The organism is Rhodococcus sp. GXMU-t2271 (genome assembly GCF_041414735.1).
GTDB lineage: Bacteria > Actinomycetota > Actinomycetes > Mycobacteriales > Mycobacteriaceae > Rhodococcus > Rhodococcus indonesiensis.
Genome location: NZ_JAUIZP010000043.1, coordinates 128,886 through 154,266, shown reverse-complemented (window position 1 = coordinate 154,266; position 25,381 = coordinate 128,886). Strand labels below are relative to the sequence as shown.

Below are 25,381 nucleotides of genomic sequence, written 5' to 3'. Positions count from 1 at the left end.
CCCCACCCGCGACCGCCCCGGCGCGCCCCCACCCCGCTCGAAGGTGCACTACGCCTACGTGGCGCTCGAAGTCGTCAAGGTCGCCCTGCTGATCGCGCTGGCGATTGTTCTGGCGCGCACGTTCGTCTGACCGGACCCGGCGCACCGGGCTCGACCGTCTGCCCGATCAGCGCGTGTCCTCGGCGCGGTGCACCTCCGCCCTGTCGTCCGGTGCGGGACGGACATCCCCGTGCTCCGTCCGCCCTTCGTAGGGCGGGACGACCGCGTCCGCTTCCCCGACCGTCGTGGTGTGCCCGGGTCGGTGCGACTCCGCGTCGCCAGGTTCGGCAGAGATCATCTCGTCGTCCTCGAACGCGCCAGCGGAACCGGACGAACCGGCCCGACGGCCGAAAGCCTGTTCAGTTGTTCAGGTGGGCAGCTAGAATCGCGTGGACGCATCCTCACGTCTCGGAGGTTCTTCCGATGGACGTCGTAGCCATGCACATGAGCGACGGTCTACTCGACGCGCGGACCTCCCTGCTGTTCTTGGTCGTCGCCGCGCTCGGCCTCGCGGTGGCGCTCCGCAAGGCCCGGTCCGAGCTCGACGAGCGCACCGCTCCCCTGGCCGGCCTCGTCGCGGCGTTCGTCTTCGCCCTGCAGATGATCAACTTCCCGGTCCTGCCGGGAGTGAGCGGGCACGTACTCGGCGGCGCGCTCGCCGCCGTCCTGGTCGGTCCCGCGACCGCCGCCCTGTGCCTGACGGTCGTCCTGGTCGTGCAGTCACTGCTCTTCGCCGACGGCGGTCTCACCGCCCTCGGCGCCAACGTCACCAACATGGCCCTGCTCGGCGTCGTCGCCGGGTACGGCACGGCCGTGGCGCTGCGTCCACTGCTGCGCCGGTACCCGTCCGGACCGGCCCTCGGCGTGATCTCTTTCGGCGCAGCGCTGGTCGCGACTGTCGCAGCGGCAACCGGATTCCTGGTCGAGTACGCGGTCGGCGGCACCGCCGGGTCTGCCGGCACCGTCGCTGCGTTCCTGCTCGGCACCCACGTACTCATCGGCGCCGGTGAAGGACTCGTCACCGCCGTCACCGTCGTCGCGGTGGCCCGGGCGCGGCCCGACCTCGTCTATCTGTTCCGCCCGCTGCGACAGCCGACCCGGGCACCGGCATGACGCGCCGGCGTGTGTTGATCCTGTTCGCGGTGGCGGCGTTCCTGTGCGCGGGGGTGCTGTCGTACCTTGCCGATTCGAGCCCCGACGGACTCGAGGCCGCAACCGCGCGGGGATGTGCCGTGGCCGAGGTCGACGGTAGCACCGTCATGACCGGGGAGTGCCCGGCGAGTGAGGCCGCGGATCATCCGTGGGACACGGGACCGCTGGCCGGCTACACGGTAGCCGGTCACACCGGAGCCACCGGCGTAGCCGGGGTTCTCGGCGTCGCCGCGACGACGGTGGTTGCCACAATACTGTTCCGTCTCCTCGTCCGCCGACGGGGCGCATCCGGGAACCCTCCGGGACCGCAGCCGTGACCACCGCGCTGCCGATCGGGCCTGCACGCGCGACGACTGCTGTGCACCGTCTGCCCACCGAGGTGAAGATCGTCGCCGCAACGACATTCGTCTTCGCCGTTGTCGCCACTCCGCGCGAGGCGATGTGGGCATTCGCCCTCCATTTCGCGGTCGTCGCGGTGATCTGTGTACTCGCCGGGATCCGCTGCGCCTGGCTGGCGCCGCGCATGTCGATCGAGGCACCGTTCGTCGTGCTCGCCGTCCTGCTCCCGTTCGCCGAGGCGGGCGAGCGGGTCGGCGTCCTGGGGGTCTCGCTGTCGGTTCCAGGCCTGTATGCGGCGTGGGGCATTCTGGTCAAGGGCACCCTCGGGGTGCTCGTCTCCCTCGTCCTCGCGGCCACCACCCCGGCCCAGGACCTGCCCGCCGGTTTGGCCCGCCTCCGGGTACCACCACTGATCACGACGGTAGCGGTGCTCATGCTGCGTTACCTCGAACTGCTTGCCGCCGAGGCAAACCGAATGCACCGTGCCCGGATCTCCCGTGGTGACGACCCACGCACCCTCCACCGCATCGGAGCGACGGCCCGGGGAATCGGGGGGCTGTTCGTCCGCGCCTACGAGCGCGGTGAGCGGGTGCATCTGGCCATGATCTCCCGCGGATTCACCGGCGCCGTCCCGATCTTCGGCCCTCCCGCCGCCGCAGTGGACTGGGCCGTGGGTCTGCTGCCGGCCGTCGTCGCCGGTGCCGTGTGCGCCGCTGCCTGGGTGACGGCATGACCCCGGAGCCGGCCGTGCAGCTGACGGGGGTGCGGCACGTCCACCCCGACGGGCACTGCGCCCTCGACGGCATCGACCTCGCCGTCACCGCCGGTGAGCGGGTCGCGGTCCTCGGCCCGAACGGCGCCGGAAAGACCACCCTGATGCTGCACCTGAACGGCGTACTGACCCCGTCGTCGGGGACCGTCCGGATCGGCGGGCTCCCGGTCGGGCGTGCCACCCTGCGTGAGATCCGGCGTCGAGTCGGACTGGTGTTCCAAGATCCCGACGATCAGTTGTTCATGCCGACCGTCGCACAGGACGTTGCGTTCGGGCCCGCCAACTTCGGCGTTCCCGCGAAAGAACTCGACACCCGGGTTCGCGAGGCCCTCGAGGCGGTCGGCATGACAGAGCACGCCGACCGCAACACCGCGCACCTGTCCGCGGGGCAGCGTCGACGGGTCGCCCTCGCCACCGTGCTGGCGTGCCGGCCCGACGTTCTGGTCCTGGACGAGCCGTCCACAGACCTCGATCCCGTCGCCCGGCGGGAACTGGCCGAGGTCCTCCTCGGCATCGACGCCACCCTGCTGCTGGTCACCCACGACCTTCCGTACGCCGCGCAGGTGTGCAGCCGGGCAGTGATCGTGAGCGACGGACGACTCGTCGCGGACGGTCCGATCGCCACCCTGCTCGCCGACACGGACCTGCTCACCGCGAACCGGTTGGAACTACCGTGGGGTTTCACCCTGCCGCAGACCGACCCGCGCTGAGTGCCGTCACCCCGCGGCGAGCCGGCCGTTGGTGCGGTCGAGCTGCCGCACCGTCGCGGCCTCCAGCCGTCCCACCTCCTCCTCCCGGAGCCGGTCGCACAAGAAATCCCAGTGCAGCGCAACATGTTCTCCGAGCCGCAGTCCCGGCACGAACACCCCCGCACGGGTGCGGCGCCGGACCGTCTCGGCGCGTTCCGCGCCGAGACGCAGGCGGGCACCGTCGAACTCGAGCCGGCGGCTGCGCACCGTCGCCGTGTCGGGGCCGACGTCGACGACGGTGCCCCAGCGGATCCGGCAGGAATCGAGAACCTGCACCGGCTGGGGCATCCCGGTCGTCAGCAGTCGCGACCACGGGTACACCCCCAGCACGTGGAACGCGTGCGTCGGCGCAGCCTCGGCAATCAGTTCGGGTGTCAGGTGAGTCCAGTAGTGCCCCGCCTGCGTGCCCAACCGCTCGAGCAGCCGGGTCCCGAACTCCACCGGGTCGATCCGGTCCGTCAGGGCGTTGCCCGTCCAGTAGGCGCGCACCACCTCTGCGTCGAGGGGGTCGCTCCGGCCGGCCAGGGCCGCGATCAGCTCCTGATAGGGCCACGCTCCGGTGAACCGCCGGGCGGCGGCCACGACCGCCGCGCCGTCGCCGTGCCCACATGCGGCCGCCTCGAGGGCCGCCGTCCCTGCCGGGCCGCAATAACCGAGCGCGTTCGGCGCATGGGCGTAGCGGGCGAAGAGCACCTGCCCCTCCGTCACCACTGCCACCGCCACCGATCAGGCCGTTCCGCGTTGCCCCACCAGTGCCGCGGTGTCCCGGTGCAGCCGGCCGAAGTTGTAGTAGGCCGCACATGCCCCTTCCGGCGACACCATGCAGGTGCCGATGGGTGTCTCCGGCGTGCACGCCGTGCCGAAGACCTTGCATTCCCACGGTTTGATGACGCCCTTGAGCACTTCGCCGCACTGACACGCCTTCGGGTCGGCGACGCGCAGGCCGGGCATCGAGAACCGCTGCTCGGCGTCGAAGTTCGCATAGTCGGGATGGATGCCGAGCGCACTCTGCGAGATGAATCCGAGTCCCCGCCACTCGAAGTGCGGCCGCAGCGCGAACGTCTGCGCCAGCAGCCGCAGTGCCTGCACGTTGCCCTCGGGCCGCACCACCCGGCTGTACTGGTTCTCCACCTCGCATCGGCCGTCCCGGATCTGCCGCAGCAGCATGTGCACGGAGGCGAGTATGTCGAGCGGCTCGAATCCGGCCACCACGATCGGTTTTCCGTACACGGCGGGGACGAAGCGATAGGGACGCAGCCCCACCACGGTCGACACGTGACCCGGTCCGAGAAATCCCGAGAGCCGTAGATCCGGCGACTCGAGGATCGCCTTGATGGGCGGCACGATTGTCACGTGATTGCAGAACACCGTGAAGTTGCTCAGGCCGAGTTGTCTCGCCCGCACGAGCGTCACCGCCGTGGACGGAGCGGTGGTCTCGAATCCGACGGCGAAGAACACCACATGCCGGTCCGGGTGGTCCACCGCGATCTTCAGGGCGTCCAGTGGGGAATACACGAATCGGACGTCGGCGCCGCGGGCCTTGGCCTCGAGCAGGTTTCCGCGCGAGCCGGGCACCCGCATCATGTCCCCGAACGTCGTGAACACCACGTTCGGTTGCTCGGCCAACCACATGGCGTCGTCGATGCGGCCCATGGGGATCACGCACACAGGACAGCCGGGGCCGTGCACCAACTCCACCGACGCGGGCAGCAGGTGTTCGATGCCGTGCCGGTAGATGGTATGGGTGTGGCCGCCGCACACCTCCATGAACTTGAACTCGTCCCCGGCGGCGAGGTCGGTGATCGAGGCCACCAGGGCGCGTGCCGCGGCGGGGTCGCGGAACTCGTCGACGAATTTCATTATCCTGCTCCGCCTTTCATCCGGTGCTCAGGCGATCTCGGACGCACTGAAGGCTTCGATCTCGTTGACGTAGTCGGCGCCCATCTTGCGCACCTGCTCGAGGGTCAGCTTCGCCTCGTCCTCGTCGATCCGGGCCATCGCGAAGCCGACGTGCACCAGCACCCAGTCCCCGACCTGCAGGCCGGTGCCGGCGAGCAGCCGGACGCTGATTGCGCGCTGCACGCCGTTGACGTCCACCTTCGCCAGATCCTGGGCGGGGTCGACCATGTCGACCACCCGGCCGGGAATTCCCAGGCACATTACGTCTCTCCTCACCTCAGCAGATCCGGGGCAGCGGGTCGCCCACGAGCATGTCCACGATCCGGCTGCCCCCGAACGCGGTACGCAACGCGACGACGCCCTCCGGTTCGGCCAGGATCTCCCCGATCTCCGCGGCGTCGCCGCCGCCGGGGCACGCCCGCAGTGCGGCGAGGGCGGCGTCCGCCTCGTCCGGGGCGACGACCGCGACGAACTTGCCCTCGTTGGCGACGTACAGCGGGTCGATACCGAGCATGTCGCACGCCCCGGTGACCGTCGGCCGGATCGGCAGCGCGGCCTCGTCGAGCACCACCGCCAGCCCGGTGGCCTGCGCAAGCTCGTTGCAGACGGTGCCGACGCCACCGCGGGTGGGGTCGCGCATCCACCGGGTCGACGGCGCGGCCGCGAGCAGGGCCGCCACCAGCTCGTGCACCGGCGCCGTGTCGGAGGCGATATCCGCTTCGATCGCCAGGTCGCCGCGAGCCAGCAGCACCGCCATGCCGTGATCGCCGAGCGTTCCGGAGATCAGCACCCGGTCGCCGGGGCGCACCAGGTCGGGCCCGAGGCGGCGCCCGGCGGGTACCAGGCCGACCCCGGCGGTGCTGATGTAGAGCCCGTCGGCGGCGCCCCGACCCACCACCTTGGTGTCGCCGGTGACGATCTCGACCCCGGACCGGGTGGCGGCCGCAGCCATGTCGGCGACGATCTCGCGCAGCCGCGCGATCTCGAAGCCCTCCTCGATGACGAACGCCGCGGACAGCCACCGCGGCCGCGCGCCCGACACGGCGAGGTCGTTGACCGTGCCGTGCACGGCCAGGTGCCCGATCGAACCGCCCGGAAACGACAGCGGCTTGACGACGAACGAGTCGGTGGAGAACGACAGTCTCTCCGCTGCGTCGAGGCGCACGGTGGCGGCGTCGCCGAGCTGCTCGAGTTCGGTGTTGCGGAAGGCATCGACGAACACCGAATCCACCAGTGCTGCGGAGGCCTTGCCTCCAGCGCCGTGCGAGAGCGAGATCACCGTGTCGCGTAGGCGCGGCCGGCGCCGCCGGAACGCCTCGATCCGTTCGAGGACCCGGTCCTCGCGTTCGGCCGATGTGCTCACCGTCCGCCTCCTGTCGCCGATTCCGCGCGCGCCAGGTGTTCCTGCGCGGCCGACCACAGCCGATACCCGATCAGGGCATGGCTCTCCTGGATCCGGTGGATGCTCTGCGAGCGGATCGTGAAGCAGAAGTCCAGATCGTCGGTGGCGGCCATCCGGCCGCCGTCGTGCCCGGCGAATCCGATGGTGAGCAGTCCCCGCCGCCGCGCCTCCGCCAGCGCCGTCATCAGGTCGTCGGAGTTGCCGGAGGTGGACAGGGCGATCGCGACGTCGTCGCCGTGCGCGTGCGCGATGATCTGCCGCGAGAAGATCAGCTCGAACCCGACGTCGTTGCCGAGCGCCGTCACCACTGCCTGATCCGCGGCGAGCGACCAGGCCGGCACCGGCCGTCCCCGGGCCGGCCGGCTGAACAGCGTCGCCAGGGTCGCCGCGTCGGTGGAGCTGCCGCCGTTGCCGAAGGTGTAGAGCCGGCCGCCGCGGGCGAAGCGCTCGGCCATGCGCCGGCCCGCCGCGACGAGGTCCTCGCCCCATTCTTCGAGCGACGCCCGTTGCAGACGCGCGCTGTCGGCCGCCTTGCCGCGGGCCGACGCCGCAAGATCGCGCAACAGGGTGGTGGCGTCGTGCTCCTGCGCGTCGATGAACGGGTACAGGAAGTCGGTGTCGTCCGGTTCGGTGCTCACAGCCGTCCCCCCTCGTCGAGCTCCCCAGCATCGAGTTCCCGCGCGTCGAGTCTGGTGATGGCGACGCCGCCGTGCACCAGCACCAGATCACCGGGCTCGACGTCGCCGAGGAGGGAGACGTCGACCCGCTCCCGGCCGGCCGCGGTCCGCACCGGCGCGGCGCCGGTGTCGTCGGCCGGCCACACCACCTCACCGAGCCGGCCCTCGTCGCTGCAGGTCACGCACACCTCGTCGGTGCAGCCCGGATCGGTGAGCAGACCGGGATGCTCGAAGCACACGTGCGTCAGCTCCCACAGCAGGTGGTACAGCAGCACGAATCGCCCGGTGGCGGGCACCATCGGATCGTCCGAGTCCACCCACAGCACATGAGTGGCCGCACCGGGCGCGGGCCGCGGACCGGCCCCGATCCAGATGGTGTCGGTGCCCCACGCGGGTGCGCGCCGGGCGATCTCGCGCACGGCCGGCTGATCTGCGGAGGCGACCGCCAGGATCACGTCGCCGGGGCGGGCGGCGACCCGGCACTGGGCGACCGGGTCCGGCTCCACGAGCGACACCGACGGCAATGCCCGTTTCCCCATGATCACGGGGTGCACGAACTCGACCGCCACGTGATGGGCGTGTGGCTCCCACTGCGGGGACACCACCCACAGGGTCGCCCCGGCATGGAACCGGCGGGCCAGGCCCAGCGCCGTCGCGGCGAGGTCGGCAGCGAGTTCCGCGCCGATCGGCTCGGTGTCGTGTGTCGATGTCATCGCGCTCGTCCCGTCCCGGCAGGGTCCATGGCCCGGCTGTGTGCGAACGCGGCGGCGAGCGCCGCCTGCCCCAGCGACAGGCCACCGTCGTTCGGTGGCACCCGCCTGTGTGTCAGCACTTCGAACCCTCTGTCCTGCAGCATAGTTCGCATCATGTCCAGCAGGAGCCGATTCTGGAACACGCCGCCCGTCAAGCCGATGGTGCGTACCTCCGCCGCGTCAGCGATCCGGGCCGCCAGCCGCACTGTTGCCGATGCCAGCGCACGGTGGAAGCCTGCCGCGAGGTCCGCGGCCGGGATCCCGAGCCGGACGCCGGCGACGAGGCAGGCCAGCGTGCCGGCCCAATCCAGCTCGTTCCCGCTCAGCGACGAATGCATCGGCGCGGCATCCGTGGCGGTACGCGCCAGCACCTCGAGTTCGATCGCAGCCTGCGCCTCGTAGCTGATCCGGTGCCGCACCCCCAGCACGGAGGCCACCGCGTCGAACAGCCGGCCGGCGCTGGTGGTGCGCACGCAGCCGACGCCCGACGCCAGCTGCGAGTCCACCACGGCGCGTTCGGCGGCACCGAGCGCCCTCACGCACGGCAGGTCCTCGATCTCCTCGATGCCGGCCTCCCGCAGCACGGCCAGCGCGACCCGGGCCGGAGTGCGCACGGCGACGTCGCCGCCGGGCAGCGGGAACGAACGCAGGTGCCCGGCGCGCCGGGCGTCGCGGGGATCCGCTCCCACCAGCAGCAGTTCCCCGCCCCAGACGGTGCGGTCGCAGCCGTACCCGGTGCCGTCGAACGCGATCCCCAGCACGGGGGTACCGAGCCGGTGATGCTCGGCGAGCAGAGACGCGACGTGCGCGTGGTGGTGTTGCACTGTGCGCAGCTCGACGTCGTGATCCTCGCAGTAGCGTTCGGCCCACTCCCGGGTCGCGTAGCCGGGATGGGCGTCGGCCACCACCACCTCGGGGGTGACGCGGTGCAGCGCGATCAGCTGCGCGACCGACGCCTCGAAGGCGCGACGGCTCTCCACCGTGCCCATGTCCCCGAGATGCGCCGAACAGAAGGCATAGTCCTGCCGGGTCAGGCAGAAGGTGTTCTTCACCTCGCCGCCGACAGCGAGGACCACCGGCGCCGCACCACCGAGCAGCACCGGCATCGGCGCAAATCCCCGGGAGCGCCGCAGCGGCAGTTCGACGCCGTCGGCGACCGCGACCACCGAGTCCTCGCACGGCACCGCGATGTCCCGGTCGTGCATCAGGAACAGATCGGCCATGCCGCCGAGCCGGGCCACGGCATCGTCGTTGCGGAAGCAGAGGGGCTCGCCGGACAGGTTTCCCGACGTCGCCACCAGCAGCCGCGGCACGGGGTTCTCGTGCCCGGGTACCGGCGCGAACAGCAGATGGTGCAGCGGGGTGTACGGCAGCATCACCCCGAGCTCGTCGAGCCCGGGTGCCACCGCGTCGGCGACGGCCGCGCCGGGACGGGACCGCAGCAACACGATCGGCCGGGCCGGCGCGGTGAGCGCGGCCCGCTCGGCCGCGGACGTCCGGCACACCGCCGCGACGGCCGCCACGTCCGGAGCCATTACGGCGAACGGCTTGTCCGGACGGTGTTTCCGCTCCCGCAGTCGGTTCACCGCGGCGGGGTTCGTGGCATCGCACACGAGATGGAAGCCGCCGAGTCCCTTGACCGCCACGATGTCCCCGGCGGCGAGCGCCGCCTGCACCGTGGCCAGCACCTCCGCGTCTCCGTCGACTCGGCGGTCGCCGCGGACGGCGAAGATCCGCGGGCCGCAGTCCGGGCAGCAGATCGGCTGGGCATGATAGCGGCGGTCCGTCGGATCGGTGTATTCGTGGGCGCAGCTCGGGCACATGGGGAACCGGGCCATGGTCGTCGCCGGCCGGTCGTACGGCAGGTCGGTGATCACCGTGTAGCGGGGCCCGCAGTGGGTGCAGTTGACGAAGGGATGCCGGTAGCGCCGGTCGGCGGGATCGTTCAACTCACGCAGGCAGTCGGCGCAGGTCGCCACGTCCGGCGGAATCAGGGTGCGCGCCCCGTCGGCGTGGTGACTCTCGACGATCCGGAAGTCGTCCTCGCCGAGAGGCATTCGCGGCACGGCGGTCACATCGACGAGCACGGCGAGCGGCGGTGCGTCGCCGCGCAGGCGGCGGGTGAACTCGTCCAGATCCGCGGCGGCACCCTCGACCTCGAGGAACACCCCGGAGTCGTCGTTGCCGCAGTACCCGCCCAGGCGCAACTCGCGGGCCAACCCGGCGACGAACGGCCGGAATCCGACGCCCTGCACCACACCCCGCACCACCAGCCGCCGGCGCTCGGCCACGGGGTTCACGGCGCCGCTCCCGGTTCGTCCCGGGGCCGTCCCATCAGTTCGAGCCCCTGCATCGCGCGCCGCGCGCCGGCCTCGTCGACCCGCTCCATCGCGAAGCCCATGTGGATGACGATCCAGTCGCCGGGCGCGAGGTCGGGGTCGTCGAGCATGCCGACGTTCACCTTGCGCTCCTCGCCGGCCACGTCGACGAGGGCGAGCTGCCCGGCGTAACCGTCGAGCCGCCGGATCACCCGTCCCGGGATGCCGAGGCACACCGCTCAGCCCTCGTCCCCGGCGACCGCGGCTCCCGCCGGCTGCGCCTCCGCATGCAGGCGGCGCACGGTGCGGAGGACGGCATCGACGGCCGGGCCGACGGCGGCAGCCACCGCCGGGGACAGCCCGATGCCCTCCTCGACCGCCGCCACCTGGCAGCCCACCACCACGGTAAGGGGCGCCTGCCCGCCGAGCGCCGCGAGGCTCGCGAACACCGCGGCCGGGTCCATGCCGTGCGCGTCGAGGCCCACCGGTCCCCGCACGGCGGTGTCGGCTTCGAAGACCCGCACGGCACCCGGCTCGCCGGCGCCGGGCACGGCGTCGACGAGCACGAGCGCGTCCCACCCGTCGAGCAGGTCGTAGGCCAGGTGCATGCCGCGGATCCCGTAGTCCACCACCCTGGTTCCGGGTGTGTCGGCCGGGACCCGCCGCACCACCTCGGGGCCGAAGCCGTCGTCGCCGAGGAAGATGTTGCCGATGCCCGCCACCAGGATCCGCACCACGTCACATCCTGCGCATCCGCAGGTACCGCTGGATGTCCGGCAGCGACTGCACCGTCACGACCACACCGCCGATCACCGCGGCGGCCAGTGCCGCAGTGGTCAGCATTCCGATGAATCTCATAGCTCCTCTTTCCTCCCGAGCGGTTCGAGTTCGTCGGGCGCGAAGTACAGGTAGCGCCCGTACCAGTCGTGCAGGTCCGCGGCCGGATCGTCGACGAGGACGACCCCGACATGGGTCTCGCCGTCGACGTCGGCGTGCACGGTGGCCACGCGCGCCACCCGGTCCCGGAAGAACAGGTCCTGTGCGTCGGCCCGGCGCGACGGGTGCAGCCGCACCAGGCTGCCCTGCGCGACCCGGACCCCGCCGACCAGCACCCCGTCCGTTTCGGGCCGGACGCTGGTGTCCGCCTCGGGGGTCCACCAGTCGACGCCGTCGGGCAGTTCGGGAATCAGCCCGCCCTCGCGGTGCGGGTCGCGCAGGATCCCGTGCAGGGCCTGCATCTCGGCGGGGGTCATCGTCTCGCAGCGTTCGACGATCTGCGCGGCCCGAGGGTCGGTGGCCCGCGCCTCGGCCTTCTCCTCGTCGGTCAGGGTCAGGACCCGCAAGGTGAGGATCTCGTCGATCTCGGTGGCGTCGAACAGGTCCCCGCCGCTCTGCTCGGCGACCTGCGGATGGTCGTACAGGATGATCGGGGACACCAGCAGCGCGGCTGCCTCGCCGGGCACGGCGGGGTCGGCGTCGCCGACGAGGACCGGGAAACAGCGGGTGTGTGCGCACTCGTCAACGAGGCCGGCGACGTCGGCGGGCGGCTCGAGCAGCGAGACGAACCGCCCGCCGCGCGCGGCGAGGATCAGATGCGCGCCGATCAGCGACCGTCGCAGCGCGTCGGCGGGGTCCACGGGCGGGTCGCCGGTGTTCTCGACGGCGAGGTCCAGGCGCATCGGCGCATCGACTCCGGTGGACGCAGTTGCCTCCACGCGGACGACGGCGTGCACCGGCCGTCGCGTGCGTACCACCCGGCCGGTGACCGCGCCGTCCGCGGCGGTGAGCAGTTCGACGTCCGTGCCGCCGGGGACGGCGACCGGAACCGTGTGTGGGGCGGTGAGTTCGCGGACCGGCATCGGCCCGAGGGGAATCTCGCATTCTACGGCCTCGTCCCACCCGATCCACGAGCGGCCCGCGACGGTCAGTTCGGGCACGGTGACGTAGTCGTGGCCGTCGCGGCGCTGCACCGTCCGGGTCTGCAGTTGCAGGAACCGCACGACCACGTCGATCGTGGCGTCGGCGCGCAGCGGGCGCAGCACACACTGCGTGGCCAGCGCCGGCTCCTCACCGATCCCGGCGGCGGCGGCACCGGGCGGGCCGAGCACACCGAACTGCCAGCGGGAGTGGTTCTTACGGGAACTCGCCCGATACGGATACAGCAGGTAGCCCTCGTACAGCACAGCGTCGGCCACGGCCCGCACCCGATCGGCCTGCCCCTGCACGGTCACGACGCCGCCTCCCCCGCCCCGGTCGCCGCGGCCGGCCTCGCCTCGGCCGCGACGAGCAGTTCGGTGACCGCCGCGTCGAGATCGGTGTGCCCGTGCGCCACCTTGTACCGGGTCAGCGCGGCCAGCGTGTCGTGTCCCATGCGGGCGAACCCGGTGCCGGGGAAGTGGCTGCGGATCATCTCGTGCCACACCGTGACCGGCAGGTCGTAGCGGGCCTCGCGGTCCCACGGCACCGGCTCGACGGCCACCCCACCGTCGCCGCGGCCGAACACCGTTCCGCTGAACAGCAGCAGCAGCGGCACCGCGCCGTCGCCGAGGGCGTGCAGATACCGGGCGGCCGCGACCTCGAAGTCGTACGTGCAGGGTAGCGGTAGTGCCGTCTCGCACTCGCCGACGAAGCCCGGCACCATCGTGGAGGTCTGCAACCACGCGAACGAGGAGAGGGTGCTGCCCCACCGGTCGCGCGTGCCGAACAGGTCTCCCAACGCGGCCTCGGCGTCCGGACCGTAGCGTCGGCGTGCCGGTTCCAGGCGCACCTGGCAGCGCAGCGCCACGCTGTGCACCGGCGCACCCGTGGTTTCCCGGATCCGGAGGCGCGCGGTGAGGCTCGGGGTGGCGGCATACGGTTCGGGAGCGATGTCGACGACCGTGAAGTCCAGGGCGGTCACGCCTGCCCCCTCCCCGGGACGGGCCGGCTCCGCCGGGCGACCTCCGCGAAGAAGGCGTCGAGCTCGGCACGGGCCTCGGTGCCGCCGTCGAAGCCGCGCCAGACCTGTCGCAGCCGGCCGACCAGCGCGTAGCAGGCGTCGATGGGTACCAGATGACAGACGGCGGCGCCCCGTCGCGGAACCCGCACGATCAGCGCCTCCACGTCCGGCAGCGGGGGCACGAGCGACGGGTTGCCGCCGCACAGCGCCTCCCAGGCGTCGAGCGGCAGTTCCGATTCCGTCGCGCCGGCCGGGCCGGGATAGAACGCGACGGTCCGGTCCAGGGACGAATTCCGGAAGAAGAACGCCAGGTTCACCGGGATCTCGAGGCTTTCCCACGCGCCGGCGGTGAGCGCGAACTCCGGGAAGGACAGGTACCGCTCCGGCACCGCCCGGTAGCGCAGTTCCGCCCCGGGATCGGTGAACAGCAGACAGCAGGCCCGGCATACGCACATCAGCTGGCGTGCCTGCACATCGACGACGTGCCCGTGCCCGTCGTCGATGCCCACGGCGCACATCTCGCAGCGCTCCCCCTTCGGCCGGGGTGCGGCGATACGCTGCAGGACCTCGAAGGGGGACGGCATCACGCCACCCCGGCGGGCACGGCCACCGACAGCACCCCGTCCCGCACCAGCACCGGCACCGGTTCGAGGTGTTCGTCGCCCCCGTCGAGCCGGACCCCGGCAGCGCGCACGTCGAAGTGCGCCGCACAGGTCGGGCACCGCAGCACCGCCGCGTCCGTGCCGGCCCCGGCTCGCCGGTGCAGCGTCGCGCCGGCGAACGCACGGGTGCAGACCGGGCACCGGTCCCGGTAGGCGAGGAGCTCACCGGCGACGCGGCACACCAGGACCGGCAGTCCGGCGACGACGAAGCCGCCGACCTCCCCTTCCGGTATCTCGTCGAGTTCCGGCGCCGCACACCATGTTCCACGAACATCGGAATGCACGCGGGTGAACAGTGCCGCCGCCGGGATGAGTCCTTGCCCCGTGGAGTCGGCGGTCTCGACCTCGAGCTCGGTGATCTCCGGCGCCGCCGCCCGCAACGCCTCCTGCACGGCCAGCTCCAGGGTCACCGCCGACGACGGGCATCCGTGGCAGCTGCCGAGCAGACGCAACCGGACCACGTCGTCGCGGATCGCGACCAGCTCGACGTCCCCGCCGTGGGACCCGAGGTACGGGCGCACCCCGTCCAGTGCCGTGCGCACCCGGGTCTCCACGTCGTGCGGGTGCAGCCCGTGGACCAGCAGCAGGCTGGCGACCAGATCGTCGCGGGCCAGGTCGTCCATTGCGCCGGGATGCCGGGCGAGCGCGTCGCAGATTCCGGCCAGTCCCGCCCCGTAGAGTCCCATCACCTCCCGGACCAGGCCCTCGGCCCGTTCGCGCGCCGCCGGCCCGGCCGCAGAGCTCGCGTCCAGCAGTGCCTCGATCCGTTCACCCGACTCGCGCCATCGCTCCATCCGTCACTCCCCGGTGACCGACTGGGTCGGCGAGTGCAGTTTCTCGAGGGTCTTCCCGTCTCCGAGATACATGTGCACCCCGCAGGGCAGGCACGGGTCGAAACTGCGCACGGTGCGCATGATGTCGATGCCCTTGAAGTGCTCTCGGTCGTTCTCCTCGAAGATCGGCTGCCCCTGCACGGCGTCCTCGTACGGGCCGGGCGTGCCGTAGCTGTCCCGCGGGCTGGCGTTCCACGGCGTCGGCGGATACGGATGGTAGTTGGCTATCTTCCCGTCACGGATCACCAGATGATGCGAAAGGACGCCCCGCACCGCCTCGGTGAATCCGCAGCCGATGCCCTCGTCGGGCACCTCGAACGGTTCCCAGGTCTTGGTGCGGCCGGCCCGGATCTCCACCAGCGCCTTCTCGGCGAAGTGCAGGGCGCACGCCGCGGCGTAGGCCTGGAAGTAGGTGCGGGCCCGGTTGCGTTCGAGAGTGTTGCTGCCGTGCCGCGGGATCTTCCACTCCAGCGTCACCGGCCCCTTCAGCGCGGTCTTGGGGAGGTTGATCTGCACGCTCGACCCGGTGGACTTGACGTAACCGATGTCGACGAGCCCGGCCAGCGCCGTCGACCACAACCGGGCCAGCGGCCCGCCCCCGGTGTCGAGGGCCAGGTAGTCGGTGCCGTCGAACCAGCGGGGTGACATCACCCAGCTGTACTTGTCCTCGAGATCGCGCTTCTGTGGTCTCGGATTGGTGTGCTGGTTCCAGGGATGGCGCCGGTCCACCGGGTTGCCCAGCGGATCGGTCTTCACGAACATCTCCTGATCCGTCCAGTCCTCGTAGTACGAGGAGCCGAGCAGGATGCGCAGGCCCAGGTTGATGTCCACCAGCGAGGTCGTCACCAGCTTGCCGTCGACGACCACCCCCGGGGTGACGAACATCTTCCGGCCCCAGTCCTCCATGTCCCGGTAGGCGAAGTTGCACGTCTCCGGGTCCTGGAACGACCCCCAGCACCCGAGCAGGGTGCGCCGCAGTCCCACCTTCTCGTACCCCGGCAGCGCCTCGTAGAAGAAGTCGAACAGGTCGTCGTGCATGGGCACGACCTTCTTCATGAACTCGACGTAGCGCATGAGCCGGGTCAGGTAGTCGGTCATCAGCTGGATGGTGGCGACCGTGCCGACGCCGCCCGGGTACAGGGTGGACGGGTGTACGTGGCGACCCTCCATGAGACAGAACATCTCCCGGGTCGAGCGGCTCACGTGCAGTGCCTCGCGGTAGAACTCGCCGGTGAACGGATTGAGCGAGCGCATGATGTCCGCGATCGTGCGGTAGCCGTGCTGGTCCTCCCGGGGGGCACGGGTGTTCTCGGCCTTCGCCAGCACCCCCGGGTTGGTCTCGGAGACCATCTTCTCGCAGTAGTCGACCCCTACCAGGTTCTCCTGGAAGATGTTGTGGTCGAACATGTATTCCGCGGCCTCGCCGAGGTTGACGATCCACTCGCCCAGGTGCGGGGGCTTGGCGCCGTACGCCATGTTCTGTGCGTAGCAGGAACAGGTCGCGTGGTTGTCCCCGCAGATGCCGCAGATGCGGCTGGTGATGAAGTGCGCGTCGCGCGGGTCCTTGCCCTTCATGAACAGCGAGTAGCCGCGGAAGATCGACGAGGTGCTGTGACATTCGGCCACTTCACGGTTCGCGAAGTCGATCTTCGTGTAGATACCCAGACTGCCCACGATTCTGGTGATCGGATCCCACGCCATCTCCACCAGATTGCTGCCGGCGGCGGGATCGGGGACGGTGGCTGTCATCGGGCTGCCTCTCTCGGGGCGGGACTACCAGGTACGGGTCGCGCCGGTGGTGAGTTCCGTGCCGGGCGTACGCCAGGACGGCTCCTTGTCCAATGTGCTCTTCGTCAGGCTCCGCAGCTGCCGCACCGCCGAGCCGTACACGCCCACGGCCCTCGTCGAGAGCTTCCCCCCGGGCGGCTCGTCCATGAACGGCATGAACTTGTCCGGGAAGCCGGGCATCGTGCAGCCGATGCAGATCCCCCCGACGTTGGGGCATCCACCGATTCCGTTCATCCAACCCCGTTTGGGGACATTGCATTTGACGACCGGTCCCCAGCAGCCGATCTTCACGATGCACTTCGGGGAGCCGTACTCGGTGGCGAAGTCGCCCTGCTCGTAGTACCCGGCGCGATCGCAGCCCTCGTGCACGGTGATGCCGAACAGCCACTGCGGCCGCAGCGCCTCGTCCAGCGGGATCATCGGCGCTTGATTCGTCGCCTGGTACAGCAGGTAGGTCAGCGTCTCGGACAGGTTGTCCGGCTGGATGGGGCATCCCGGCACGCACACAATCGGGATACCCGCCTTCGACTTCCATTCCCAGCCCAGATAGTCGGGCACACCCATCGCGCCGGTCGGGTTACCGGCCATGGCGTGAATGCCGCCGTACGTGGCGCAGGTGCCCGCCGCGACGATCGCCGTGGCCTTCGGCGCCAACCGGTCCAGCCACTCGCTGGTGGTGATCGGCTGTCCGGTCTCTTCGTTGTTGCCGAAGCCGGACCAGTACCCCTCGTCGTGCAGCTTCTCGTTGGGGATCGAGCCCTCGACCACCAGGACGAACGGCTCGAGCTCGCCGCGGTCCGCCTTGCGGAACCATTCGAGGAAGTCGTCCGCACCACCCTCGGGGCCGCATTCGAAATCGATCAGCGGCCAATGCACCGCGACCTTCGGCAGCCCCGGCAGCGCGCCGAGTGCAATCTCTTCCACACTGGGTTGCGTGGCGGCGGTGAGAGCCACGGAATCGCCGTCACAACTGAGCCCGGCGTTGATCCACAGCACGTGGATCAACGCCTCTTCGGCCGCCTGAGCTTCGGGTGTGGGCATGCCGACCACTTTCCGGAGCGCCCCACGCTCCTGCGCCGCAGGAGTCGACCTTCGGCCCACTTGCGCGGCGCTTTCTCTATTAACGCCCCGTTCCGGAGGGATGTCAACGAATCATGATCGTCCCGACCGGCGGTCGGCGATCCAGCGGTACCACGCCTCCATGCCCTCACCCGTGGAGGCCGACACCGCGAGCACCTCCACGCCGGGATTGACCGATCCGGCGTGGAGGCCACAGGTTTCGAGCTCGAAGTCGACGTACGGCAGCAGGTCGACCTTGTTGACGACGACGAGATCGGCGACCGCGAAGATGTGCGGATACTTGAGCGGTTTGTCCGTTCCCTCCGGCGTCGAGATGATCACCACCTTGGCCTGCTCCCCCAGGTCGAAGAGGGCCGGGCACACCAGATTGCCCACGTTCTCGACGAACACCAGCGTTCCCGGAGCCGGATCCAGGGCGATGAGCGCGTCATGCATCATCTGTGCGTCGAGATGGCATCCGGCGCCGGTATTGACCTGCACCGCGACACATCCCGCCGAGCGGATGCGCTCGGCATCGAGCAGGGTCTCCTGGTCGCCCTCGATCACCGCGATCGGCGCAGAGCCGGACAACTCCCGGATCGTTCGTTCGAGCAGGGTGGTCTTGCCGGCCCCCGGTGAACTCATCACGTTGATCGCCGTCACGCCGCGACCCGCGAGCCACCCCCGCGTACGCTCGGCGAGCAGGTCGTTCTTCGCGAGCACCTGCTGTTCGAGCGTGACGGTCTCGGTCTGCACCGGCGCACCGTCGTGCCCGTGCTCGTGCTCGTGCCCGTCACCGTGGCCGTGGCCGTGGCCGTGGCCGTGGCCGTGGCCGTGGCCGTGGCCGTGGCCGTGGCCGTGAGGAAGGTCGTGCTCGTGCGGCACCGTGATCCGCGGCCCCGCCTCGTCGTCACAGCCACAGGTGGCACACATCGCTTCAGCTCACCTCCATCGACACGATTCGAAGCTCGCGGCCCGACCGCACTTCGACATCGGCACTTCCACAGGAGCACAACAGGATCGGATCCAACAGAGCGAATTCTGCACCGCAGTCGCGGCACTGCCCGACACCGGCGGGCGTCTCGATGTCCAATCGCGCACCTTCCGCGACGGTGCCCACCGTGACCAGCTCGAAGCAGAACAGCATCGAGTCGGGGATCACGGCACACAGCGCTCCCACCGCGACGCGCACACTGTGCACGCGACGGTCGCCGGCGTGCTCGCACACCGCGTCCACGACGCTCTGCGCGATCGACAATTCGTGCATCGCGGCCCCACTCCGCCCACCTCACGGGCTCGTCTCCACGATAGGCCGTGGGCCCGCCTCGGGGACGCGGAATCAGATGCTTCCGCTCTCCGGGCCGGCGTGGTCACGGTCCGGGTGTGTGTGCCCGGCGTGCTGGTGGGTCGCGCCGATCGAATGCAGCAACTCGTGGACCGTCTCGTCCACGAGGCGGTACCGCACCATTCGACCCTCACGTTCCGCCGCCACCCAGCCCTGGTTGCGCAGCAGGCGCAGCGCGTGGGACACCGCGGTGCCGGTCATCTCCAGGGCTGCGGCAAGGTCGGTGACACAGATGCCCGGCGCGTGGTGCAGGCACAGCAGCAAGCGCAGCCGGTTCACGTCCGACAACAGTTCGAAGCGGTGGGCCCACCGGTCGATGTCCGGCGTGTGCAGTGCCGCAACGGCGCGCTGCACGTCGGCGGGGTCGAACATTGCGCCGGACGTCATGGGATGGAGTCTACGAACCCGGGGGCCGTCGTTGTGCCCACACCCGTACCGCGTGTGCGGACCGGATGGCCCCTCGCCCCACGAGCCGGCCCTACAGTAGGAGGGGTAGACCGTGGCCGCGCCGCACGCGCGGCGTCCGCCGCGTCACAGGGGGTGCTCCGACAATGGAGGAAACTTCGGTCCGCGACCTGCCTCGCGCGCTGGGGAACGAAGACCTGACCCGCCGGCTGGCGGCGTGCCGGCCGGCGGTGTTCCTCGACTACGACGGAGTGCTCACTCCGATCGTGTCGCGGCCCGAGGACGCCGTGATCTCGGACGGCATGCGTACCGTCGTCCGCGACCTCGCATCACGGTGTCCGGTGTGCGTCGTGACCGGCCGGGACCGGGCAGTGGTGCAGCAGCTGATGGGCGTCGACGACCTGGTGGTGGCCGGCAGCCACGGCTTCGACATCTGGACTCCGCAGCGCGGCTCCGTCTCCGACGACCGCGTGGCCCGGTTCGCGGACCTCGTCGCCGCGGTGACCGAGCGGCTCCGCACCGAGACCGGGACGATCCCGGGTGCGTTGGTGGAGCCGAAGCGCGCGTCGGTCGCGGTGCACTACCGGCTCGTCGACCCCGCGGACCGAAACCGGATCGAGGCGATCGTGCAGACGCTGCTCACCGACCATCACGGCGAACTGAAGGTCACCCCGGGGAAGATGGTGTACGAACTCGCACCCGCCATCAACTGGGACAAGGGCCGGGCGGTGCTGTACCTCGTCGACGTTCTCGGCCTCGACTCCGCCGACACGGTCCCGGTGTACCTGGGCGACGACATCACCGACGAGGACGCCTTCCGGGCGTTGCGCGGCCGGGGGATCGGCATCCTCGTGGGCCGGCCGGACGATCCGGAGATGGCGGGCCGGAACACGGCCGCCGAGTTCGCACTCGCCTCCGTCGACGAGGTGGAGCGCTTCTTGACCACACTGGCGCGGTGATCGGGGGACCACGCCCAGGGACATCCAGGGGGACGTCGTGCAGGACCCGAAGTTCGGACTCGACTACGACCGGTTCGACAGCGCGTCGGAGGGACTGCGGGAGGCGCTGACCTCCACCGGGAACGGTTACTTCTGCACGCGCGGCACCGCCGAGTGGGAGGACATGAGTCCCATCCACTACCCCGGCACCTACGTGCACGGGATCTACAACCGCGAGACCACCATCATGGGCGGACGCCCGGTGCTGAACGAGGACCTGGTCAACGTCTCGAACTGGCTGGTCCTCAAGCTTCGCATCGAAGGCGGGGACGCCGTCCGGCTCGACGACGTCGACGTGCTGTCCTATCGGCACACCTACGACATCCGGCTCGCCACGGTGAAGCGCGAGCTGCGATTCCGGGACCGGTTCGGGCGGGAGACCACCCTGCGGAGCCGTCGCTTCGTGAGCATGGCGCAGAGCCATCAGGCCGGGATCGAGTGGACGCTCGTCCCGGAGAACTGGTCCGGTGCGGTGGAGGTGGTCTCGGCACTGGACGGCCGCGTCACGAACCAGATCGTCGCCCGCTACCGGCAGCTCGAGGGCCGCCACCTGGATCCGGTGTCCCCGCGCACCTTCGGCAACGAGACCATCGCGCTGCGCGTGCAGACCCGGCAGTCCGACATCTACATCGCCGAGGCCGCACGCACCCGGGTCTTCCGCGGAGAGGGCTACGACGACGGCCCCCTGGAGGTCGACCGCTCGCTGTACCAGATGGAGGACTACATCCAGCAGGTGCTCTCCTTCGACGTCGAGCAGGGCCGGCCGACGCGCGTGGAGAAGATGGTGTCGCTGTTCACCTCCCGGGACAATGCGATCACCGAGGCGCTGGCCGCGTCCGGCCGGCACGTGCTGCGGTACCCGGATTTCGCCCCCGCGTATGCCGAGCACGAAGCGGCGTGGGACGAGCTGTGGGACATCTGCGACGTCCGGCTGCCCAGCGAACCCCGGGCCGACCTCCTGCTGCGGCTGCACGTCGCGCACGTGCTGCAGGTCTGTTCCCGGCACACGGCGCGGCACGACGTCGGCGTGCCGGCGCGCGGCCTCAACGGAGAGGCGTACCGGGGGCACGTGTTCTGGGACGAGATGTACATCCAGCCGTTCCTGAACCTGCGGATGCCGGAGGTGACCCGGAGCCTGCTGCTCTACCGGTACCGCCGGCTGTCCGAGGCCCAGGCCGCGGCCGAGGAAGCCGGGTACCGGGGCGCGATGTTCCCCTGGCAGAGCGGCAGCGACGGCACCGAGGAGACTCAGGCCGTCCATCTCAATCCCCTTTCCGGGCAGTGGGATCCAGACCTCAGCCGGAATCAGCGGCACGTCAACGCGGCGATCTTCTACAACGTGTGGCGCTTCCTGCAGGCGACCGACGACACGGAGTTCCTGGCCGACTACGGCGCCGAGCTGATGCTCGAGATCGCCCGGTTCTGGGCGTCGGCGACCCACTACAACCCCGAGCGCGAACGGTACGAGATCCACGGCGTGATGGGGCCGGACGAGTTCCACGAACGCCACCCCGGCGCGGCCGAGGCGGGCCTGCGCAACAACGCCTACACCAACGTCATGGTGGCCTGGATCATGGCGACGGTCCCGGCGGTGCTCGACTCGCTCTCGGCCAGCCGACGGCGCGCCCTGCTCGCCCAGCTCGCGGTCACCGACGAGGAGCTGCGCACGTGGGACGACATGAGCCGGCGGATGTTCGTGCCCTTCCACGAGGGTGTGGTCAGCCAGTTCGAGGGCTACGACGAGCTCGAGGAACTCGACTGGGAGCACTACCGCGCCGCATACCCCAACATCCAGCGGCTCGATCGCATCCTCCGGGCGGAGGGCGAGGATCCGAACCGGTTCAAGATGGCCAAGCAGGCCGACACGGTCATGTTGTTCTTCCTGCTCGACGACGACGAACTGCATGCGACGTTCGAGCGGCTGGGCTACCCGTACGACCAGGAGCTGGCCCGTCGCACCATCGAGTACTACGACCAGCGGACCTCGCACGGGTCGACGCTCAGCCACGTCACCTTCGCCGGAGTACTTGCCGACATCCATCCGCCCAGCTCGTGGGAGCGCTTCATGCTGGCGCTCGAGAGCGACGTCAGCGACATCCAAGGTGGAACCACCAAGGAAGGCATCCACATGGGCGTCATGTCCGGCACGCTGGACCTGCTGCAGAGCAGCTTCGTCGGCGCCCGGGTCTACAACGGCGTGCTGCTGTTCCGGCCCCGGCTCGTGGACCGGCTCGACGGCGTGTCCTTCTCGATCCGGTTCCGCGGCACCCCGCTACGGGTGCGCATCGTGGGCGGCGAACTGACGGTGCTGGCCCAGTCCGAGGGGTTCCACGGACCTGTCCGGGTGGGTCTCGACGGCCAGATCTGCGAACTCGGCGCCGGCGAAAGTTGTGTGTTCACCCTCCCCTCGCAGGAACCGTCGATGCCCTGAGCACCGCACAACCGTTTCGGCCGAATGTCACATGCAGTCGATCCAACCGACCGCATGTGACATTCGGTCACCGGCGTGGGCGTCCTAGGGCAACGTGCGGCGCATCAGTTCGGCGACGCTCCGGTCGAACGCGACGAGCGTGACGATCTCGACGGCGGTCCGGGCGGAGGTCAGGGCCGTGACCGCCTGCCGGATCGCGTCCTCCTTCGACCAGCCGTAGGCACCGGCGGAGATGAGCGGGAACGCGACGGTGCGGGCGCCGACGGTGTCGGCGACGGCGAGACTGCGTGTGTAGGCCGACCGCAGCAGGTGCGAGCGGTCCTCGTGGGGCGAGTAGACCGGTCCGACGGTGTGGATCACCCAGCGCGCCGGGAGCTTTCCGGCGGTGGTGGCCACCGCCGCACCCACGTCCAGGCCGTTGGGCAGGGTCGTCGCGCGCAGGGCCTTGCAGGCGGCGAGGATCTCCGGACCGCCGGCGTGGTGGATGGCGCCGTCGACGCCGCCGCCTCCGAGGAGTGAGGACTTGGCGGCGTTGACGATCGCGTCGACGTGCTGGGCGGTGATGTCGCCGTGGACGACGTCGATGAGGGTCACGACTGCTCCTGGAACGTAGTGGGACGAGCGGGGACGGCGGCGGGACGACCGTATCCCTTCCGGGCGGCCGCCGTGGCCAGCCGGGTCAGGTCGTGCGCGGTGTGCCCGGGCCAGCCGTGCAGGATGCGCCGCCAACGATCCGGGACCGCCGAGGCGCCCCAGCGAGCGCCGAGCAGTCCGCCCGCGATGGCCGCGGTGGTGTCGGTGTCACCACCGGCGCGGACCGCGGCCTCGAGTGCGCGCTGCAGGTGCCCGTGGTCGGAATCGTCGGTCGTGCTGATCGCCCACCACGCGGTCTGCAGGGCGTGGACGGTCCATCCGTTGTTCGCGAAGTCGTCGGGCGAGCCGCGCTCGGCCCGGTCGAGCAACGGACCCCAGTAGCCGGCGACGTCGGCGGGGCAGACCTGCAGGTACCCGCGGACACCGTCGAAGGTGCCGTGCAGGACGGCATGGCGGATCGCGTACGTCCACAGCCGGCAGGCCTGGACCGCCTGCGGGTCGTCATGGGTCAGCAAAGCCACCTGCCCCGCGGCGGCGAGCGCAGCGTCCGCACCGCCCGCGCCGAGACAGGACAGGGCGACGGGGGCGGTGCGCATGAGAGCGCCGTTGCCGCCCTTGCGGCTGGGGACGGCGCGGGCACGGGCCTGCATCGCGGCGCCCCCCGCGGGGCGGTGCGAAAGCACCGCGCGGGTCTGGTTGCCGATGTCCTTCGGGTGCGAGTCGAACCACCGCACGAACTGCGCCGCCACCGCGTCGAGGCCGGCGGCGCCGGCGAGGTCGACGCCCGTGGCCGCGACCTCGGCGACGGCGACGGCCATCGCGGTGTCGTCGGTCCACTCCCCCGGTTCCCACCCGAACACGCCGCCGCCGACCATGTCGATCTCCGCGTCCGCAGCGGGGTGCGTGAACTCGTAGCCGGCGCCGAGGGCGTCCCCGGCCGCCGTCGCCAGCAGCACCCCCACCGCCCGATCGCATTGTCGTGTCGTCAATGTCATCGCCCGCTCCACCCTTCGATCAAATCTGCGCTATCAATTTAGATCATATCGGCGCTAAGGTGCAACCGTGAACGAGTGGACGGACGAGACCGGCCGGACGCTGGCCGACTATCCGCACCCGTCGGCCGCGGTGGACGTCGCTGTGCTGACCTGTTCCGACGGCGAACTCCGGGTGCTGGCCGTCGAGCACGGCCACGGCCTCCTCGCCCTGCCCGGAACATTTCTCCGCGAACGCGAACGGCTCGCCGACGCCGCCCGGCGCGTACTGCGCGACAAGACGAACCTCACCGGCATCCGATTCCACCAGATCGGTGCGTTCGACGCCCCCGACCGGGACCCGCGCGGATGGGTGATCTCCATCGCCCATGCCGCGGCGGTGCCCCGCGAGGACCTCCCGCCCCGCGCCCTCCTCGTGGGCGTGCGCGACGGAAAGGCCGGGCAGCCGCTGGCTTTCGATCATTCCGAGATGGTGGCCGCGGCCGTCGCGGATCTGCGGGCACGCTACGCGCAGCGGGTCGATCCCGACGGGCTGCTCGGCGACGAGTTCACCGTCCTCGAATTGCGGCGGCTGTACGAGGTGGTATTCGGCCTTCCGCTGCAGAAGGACTCGTTCCGCCGCCACGTCGTCGACGCCCTCGACAGCACCGGGCGCATGTCGAGTCCGGGTGCCGGCCGGCCGGCGGAACTGTTCCGCCGCAAGGACGGCGCCCGGTTGCCGGCTCAGGCGGCGGTGTTGTTCACCGCCTGAGGCGCCCGCGGGTTCAGAGGATCGGGTAGACGAAGTGCCCCGGTCCACCGCCCGGCAGGCTCGAACCGGTGACGTTCGGCAGGTTGGCCGGCAACCGGATGAGCTTGTGCGGCTGCCCGTTTCCGTCCGCTTGCCAGCAGTCGGTGGTCACGCCGTGGAACCCGACGCAGACGATCCGGGTGCCGGTGCCGAACGGTGACGTGAGCCGATTCCGGTTCACCAGCGGATTCCAGTAGTCGAGGTCCGCAGGGGTCAGGAAGTCCTTGGTCTCGTAGGGCACCATCGGTGTCGGATAGGACGGAATCTCGGGCCACTCGTCCTGGGCCGTCGCCGGGCCGGATGCGCCGAAGACTGCGGCGGCCGTCAGCAGTAGCGTCGCTCCCGCTCGCCGGGTACGGCGGCCGATACGGTTGCTCGTCATCTCGCCTCCTCGCGGTACTCGTCCGACCATGGAAGCACGTCGCCGTCGCCCGCGGCGGGCGCCAC

The 25,381-nt window shown here is 70.6% G+C and carries 29 protein-coding genes; 7 read left to right on the top strand and 22 right to left on the bottom strand.

From position 1 onward, the window contains the following. Positions 1 to 462: 462 nt before the first annotated feature. The 4 genes from QYS60_RS16970 to QYS60_RS16955 are packed head-to-tail and all read left to right on the top strand — an operon-like array spanning position 463 to position 3,012. Positions 463 to 1,152, top strand: coding sequence for an energy-coupling factor ABC transporter permease (locus QYS60_RS16970; RefSeq protein ID WP_289377575.1), 690 nt, complete (start codon positions 463 to 465; stop codon positions 1,150 to 1,152). Beyond that, positions 1,149 to 1,508 (top strand): PDGLE domain-containing protein, encoded by a 360-nt coding sequence (locus QYS60_RS16965; protein WP_040781517.1) that lies wholly within the window; start codon positions 1,149 to 1,151, stop codon positions 1,506 to 1,508. Before QYS60_RS16970 ends, QYS60_RS16965 begins: the two co-directional genes overlap by 4 nt. Beyond that, entirely contained in the window at positions 1,505 to 2,263 is a 759-nt protein-coding gene (cbiQ, locus tag QYS60_RS16960; RefSeq protein WP_371383718.1) for a cobalt ECF transporter T component CbiQ, read from the top strand. Before QYS60_RS16965 ends, cbiQ begins: the two co-directional genes overlap by 4 nt. Beyond that, a complete protein-coding gene (locus tag QYS60_RS16955; protein ID WP_371383717.1) occupies positions 2,260 to 3,012 on the top strand; it encodes an energy-coupling factor ABC transporter ATP-binding protein in 753 nt (250 codons plus the stop codon). Before cbiQ ends, QYS60_RS16955 begins: the two co-directional genes overlap by 4 nt. A gap of 6 nt (positions 3,013 to 3,018) precedes the next feature. On the opposite strand, the gene QYS60_RS16950 is transcribed toward QYS60_RS16955, so the two are convergent. The 19 genes from QYS60_RS16950 to QYS60_RS16860 all read right to left on the bottom strand — a co-directional run bounded on the left by QYS60_RS16950 (position 3,019) and on the right by QYS60_RS16860 (position 19,111). After that, positions 3,019 to 3,759, bottom strand: coding sequence for a DUF6390 family protein (locus tag QYS60_RS16950; protein WP_371383716.1), 741 nt, complete (start codon positions 3,757 to 3,759; stop codon positions 3,019 to 3,021). 18 nt (positions 3,760 to 3,777) lie between these two features. Beyond that, complete coding sequence (gene hypD, locus QYS60_RS16945) at positions 3,778 to 4,911, bottom strand: hydrogenase formation protein HypD (protein WP_054373156.1); 1,134 nt, start codon at positions 4,909 to 4,911, stop codon at positions 3,778 to 3,780. Between the two features lie 27 nt (positions 4,912 to 4,938). Continuing rightward, the gene (locus QYS60_RS16940) at positions 4,939 to 5,211 is read right to left on the bottom strand and encodes a HypC/HybG/HupF family hydrogenase formation chaperone (RefSeq protein WP_003935313.1); all 273 of its coding nucleotides are present in this window, start codon (positions 5,209 to 5,211) and stop codon (positions 4,939 to 4,941) included. Positions 5,212 to 5,227: 16 nt separating this feature from the next. Then, the gene (gene hypE, locus QYS60_RS16935; protein ID WP_003935314.1) at positions 5,228 to 6,313 is read right to left on the bottom strand and encodes a hydrogenase expression/formation protein HypE; all 1,086 of its coding nucleotides are present in this window, start codon (positions 6,311 to 6,313) and stop codon (positions 5,228 to 5,230) included. After that, positions 6,310 to 6,990 carry an SIS domain-containing protein gene (locus tag QYS60_RS16930; protein ID WP_054373157.1) on the bottom strand — a complete coding sequence of 227 codons (681 nt, stop codon included), beginning with the start codon at positions 6,988 to 6,990 and terminating at the stop codon, positions 6,310 to 6,312. Before QYS60_RS16930 ends, hypE begins: the two co-directional genes overlap by 4 nt. After that, entirely contained in the window at positions 6,987 to 7,742 is a 756-nt protein-coding gene (locus QYS60_RS16925; protein WP_289377581.1) for a HypC/HybG/HupF family hydrogenase formation chaperone, read from the bottom strand. Before QYS60_RS16925 ends, QYS60_RS16930 begins: the two co-directional genes overlap by 4 nt. Next, on the bottom strand, positions 7,739 to 10,081 hold the full coding sequence (gene hypF, locus QYS60_RS16920; RefSeq protein WP_289377582.1) for a carbamoyltransferase HypF: 2,343 nt from the start codon (positions 10,079 to 10,081) through the stop codon (positions 7,739 to 7,741). The genes QYS60_RS16925 and hypF overlap by 4 nt, the downstream gene beginning before the upstream one ends. After that, positions 10,078 to 10,335, bottom strand: a complete 258-nt coding sequence (locus QYS60_RS16915) for a HypC/HybG/HupF family hydrogenase formation chaperone (RefSeq protein ID WP_003935319.1) — start codon at positions 10,333 to 10,335, stop codon at positions 10,078 to 10,080. Before QYS60_RS16915 ends, hypF begins: the two co-directional genes overlap by 4 nt. Before the next feature lie 3 nt (positions 10,336 to 10,338). Further along, positions 10,339 to 10,836: a hydrogenase maturation protease gene (locus QYS60_RS16910; protein ID WP_289377583.1), complete on the bottom strand. Its 498-nt coding sequence runs from the start codon at positions 10,834 to 10,836 to the stop codon at positions 10,339 to 10,341. A gap of 1 nt (position 10,837) precedes the next feature. Continuing rightward, a complete protein-coding gene (locus QYS60_RS16905) occupies positions 10,838 to 10,957 on the bottom strand; it encodes a hypothetical protein (protein ID WP_003935321.1) in 120 nt (39 codons plus the stop codon). Further along, on the bottom strand, positions 10,954 to 12,330 hold the full coding sequence (locus QYS60_RS16900; RefSeq protein WP_371383715.1) for a hypothetical protein: 1,377 nt from the start codon (positions 12,328 to 12,330) through the stop codon (positions 10,954 to 10,956). Before QYS60_RS16900 ends, QYS60_RS16905 begins: the two co-directional genes overlap by 4 nt. Next, the gene (locus QYS60_RS16895) at positions 12,327 to 12,998 is read right to left on the bottom strand and encodes a DUF6084 family protein (RefSeq protein WP_371383714.1); all 672 of its coding nucleotides are present in this window, start codon (positions 12,996 to 12,998) and stop codon (positions 12,327 to 12,329) included. The genes QYS60_RS16900 and QYS60_RS16895 overlap by 4 nt, the downstream gene beginning before the upstream one ends. After that, complete coding sequence (locus QYS60_RS16890; protein WP_371383713.1) at positions 12,995 to 13,621, bottom strand: DUF5947 family protein; 627 nt, start codon at positions 13,619 to 13,621, stop codon at positions 12,995 to 12,997. Before QYS60_RS16890 ends, QYS60_RS16895 begins: the two co-directional genes overlap by 4 nt. Then, complete coding sequence (locus QYS60_RS16885; RefSeq protein ID WP_371383712.1) at positions 13,621 to 14,493, bottom strand: NifU family protein; 873 nt, start codon at positions 14,491 to 14,493, stop codon at positions 13,621 to 13,623. The genes QYS60_RS16890 and QYS60_RS16885 overlap by 1 nt, the downstream gene beginning before the upstream one ends. Positions 14,494 to 14,496: 3 nt before the next feature. Beyond that, on the bottom strand, positions 14,497 to 16,281 hold the full coding sequence (locus QYS60_RS16880; RefSeq protein WP_371383711.1) for a nickel-dependent hydrogenase large subunit: 1,785 nt from the start codon (positions 16,279 to 16,281) through the stop codon (positions 14,497 to 14,499). Positions 16,282 to 16,305: 24 nt separating this feature from the next. Continuing rightward, the gene (locus QYS60_RS16875) at positions 16,306 to 17,361 is read right to left on the bottom strand and encodes a NiFe hydrogenase small subunit (RefSeq protein WP_003935327.1); all 1,056 of its coding nucleotides are present in this window, start codon (positions 17,359 to 17,361) and stop codon (positions 16,306 to 16,308) included. 111 nt (positions 17,362 to 17,472) lie between these two features. Next, complete coding sequence (gene hypB / locus QYS60_RS16870) at positions 17,473 to 18,312, bottom strand: hydrogenase nickel incorporation protein HypB (protein ID WP_371383710.1); 840 nt, start codon at positions 18,310 to 18,312, stop codon at positions 17,473 to 17,475. 4 nt (positions 18,313 to 18,316) lie between these two features. Then, positions 18,317 to 18,646 carry a hydrogenase maturation nickel metallochaperone HypA gene (locus QYS60_RS16865; RefSeq protein WP_054373288.1) on the bottom strand — a complete coding sequence of 110 codons (330 nt, stop codon included), beginning with the start codon at positions 18,644 to 18,646 and terminating at the stop codon, positions 18,317 to 18,319. Between the two features lie 72 nt (positions 18,647 to 18,718). Then, entirely contained in the window at positions 18,719 to 19,111 is a 393-nt protein-coding gene (locus tag QYS60_RS16860; protein WP_054373289.1) for a metalloregulator ArsR/SmtB family transcription factor, read from the bottom strand. 164 nt (positions 19,112 to 19,275) lie between these two features. On the opposite strand from QYS60_RS16860, the gene otsB reads away from it, so the two are divergent. Next, a complete protein-coding gene (otsB, locus tag QYS60_RS16855) occupies positions 19,276 to 20,088 on the top strand; it encodes a trehalose-phosphatase (protein ID WP_289377590.1) in 813 nt (270 codons plus the stop codon). A 37-nt stretch (positions 20,089 to 20,125) separates the two neighbouring features. Continuing rightward, complete coding sequence (locus QYS60_RS16850; RefSeq protein ID WP_003935332.1) at positions 20,126 to 22,558, top strand: glycoside hydrolase family 65 protein; 2,433 nt, start codon at positions 20,126 to 20,128, stop codon at positions 22,556 to 22,558. Positions 22,559 to 22,642: 84 nt separating this feature from the next. Here the strand turns inward: QYS60_RS16850 and QYS60_RS16845 are convergent, their stop codons facing one another. Together QYS60_RS16845 and QYS60_RS16840 are read right to left on the bottom strand one after the other, a co-directional pair. Continuing rightward, positions 22,643 to 23,152, bottom strand: a complete 510-nt coding sequence (locus QYS60_RS16845) for an O-acetyl-ADP-ribose deacetylase (protein WP_371383709.1) — start codon at positions 23,150 to 23,152, stop codon at positions 22,643 to 22,645. After that, positions 23,149 to 24,147, bottom strand: coding sequence for an ADP-ribosylglycohydrolase family protein (locus QYS60_RS16840; RefSeq protein WP_371383708.1), 999 nt, complete (start codon positions 24,145 to 24,147; stop codon positions 23,149 to 23,151). Before QYS60_RS16840 ends, QYS60_RS16845 begins: the two co-directional genes overlap by 4 nt. A 67-nt stretch (positions 24,148 to 24,214) precedes the next feature. Here QYS60_RS16840 and QYS60_RS16835 point away from each other — a divergent pair, with 67 nt between their 5' ends. Continuing rightward, positions 24,215 to 24,895, top strand: coding sequence for an NUDIX domain-containing protein (locus QYS60_RS16835; protein WP_371383707.1), 681 nt, complete (start codon positions 24,215 to 24,217; stop codon positions 24,893 to 24,895). Positions 24,896 to 24,908: 13 nt separating this feature from the next. Here the strand turns inward: QYS60_RS16835 and QYS60_RS16830 are convergent, their stop codons facing one another. Beyond that, the gene (locus tag QYS60_RS16830; protein ID WP_289377593.1) at positions 24,909 to 25,316 is read right to left on the bottom strand and encodes a hypothetical protein; all 408 of its coding nucleotides are present in this window, start codon (positions 25,314 to 25,316) and stop codon (positions 24,909 to 24,911) included. Between the last annotated feature and the right edge of the window lie 65 nt (positions 25,317 to 25,381).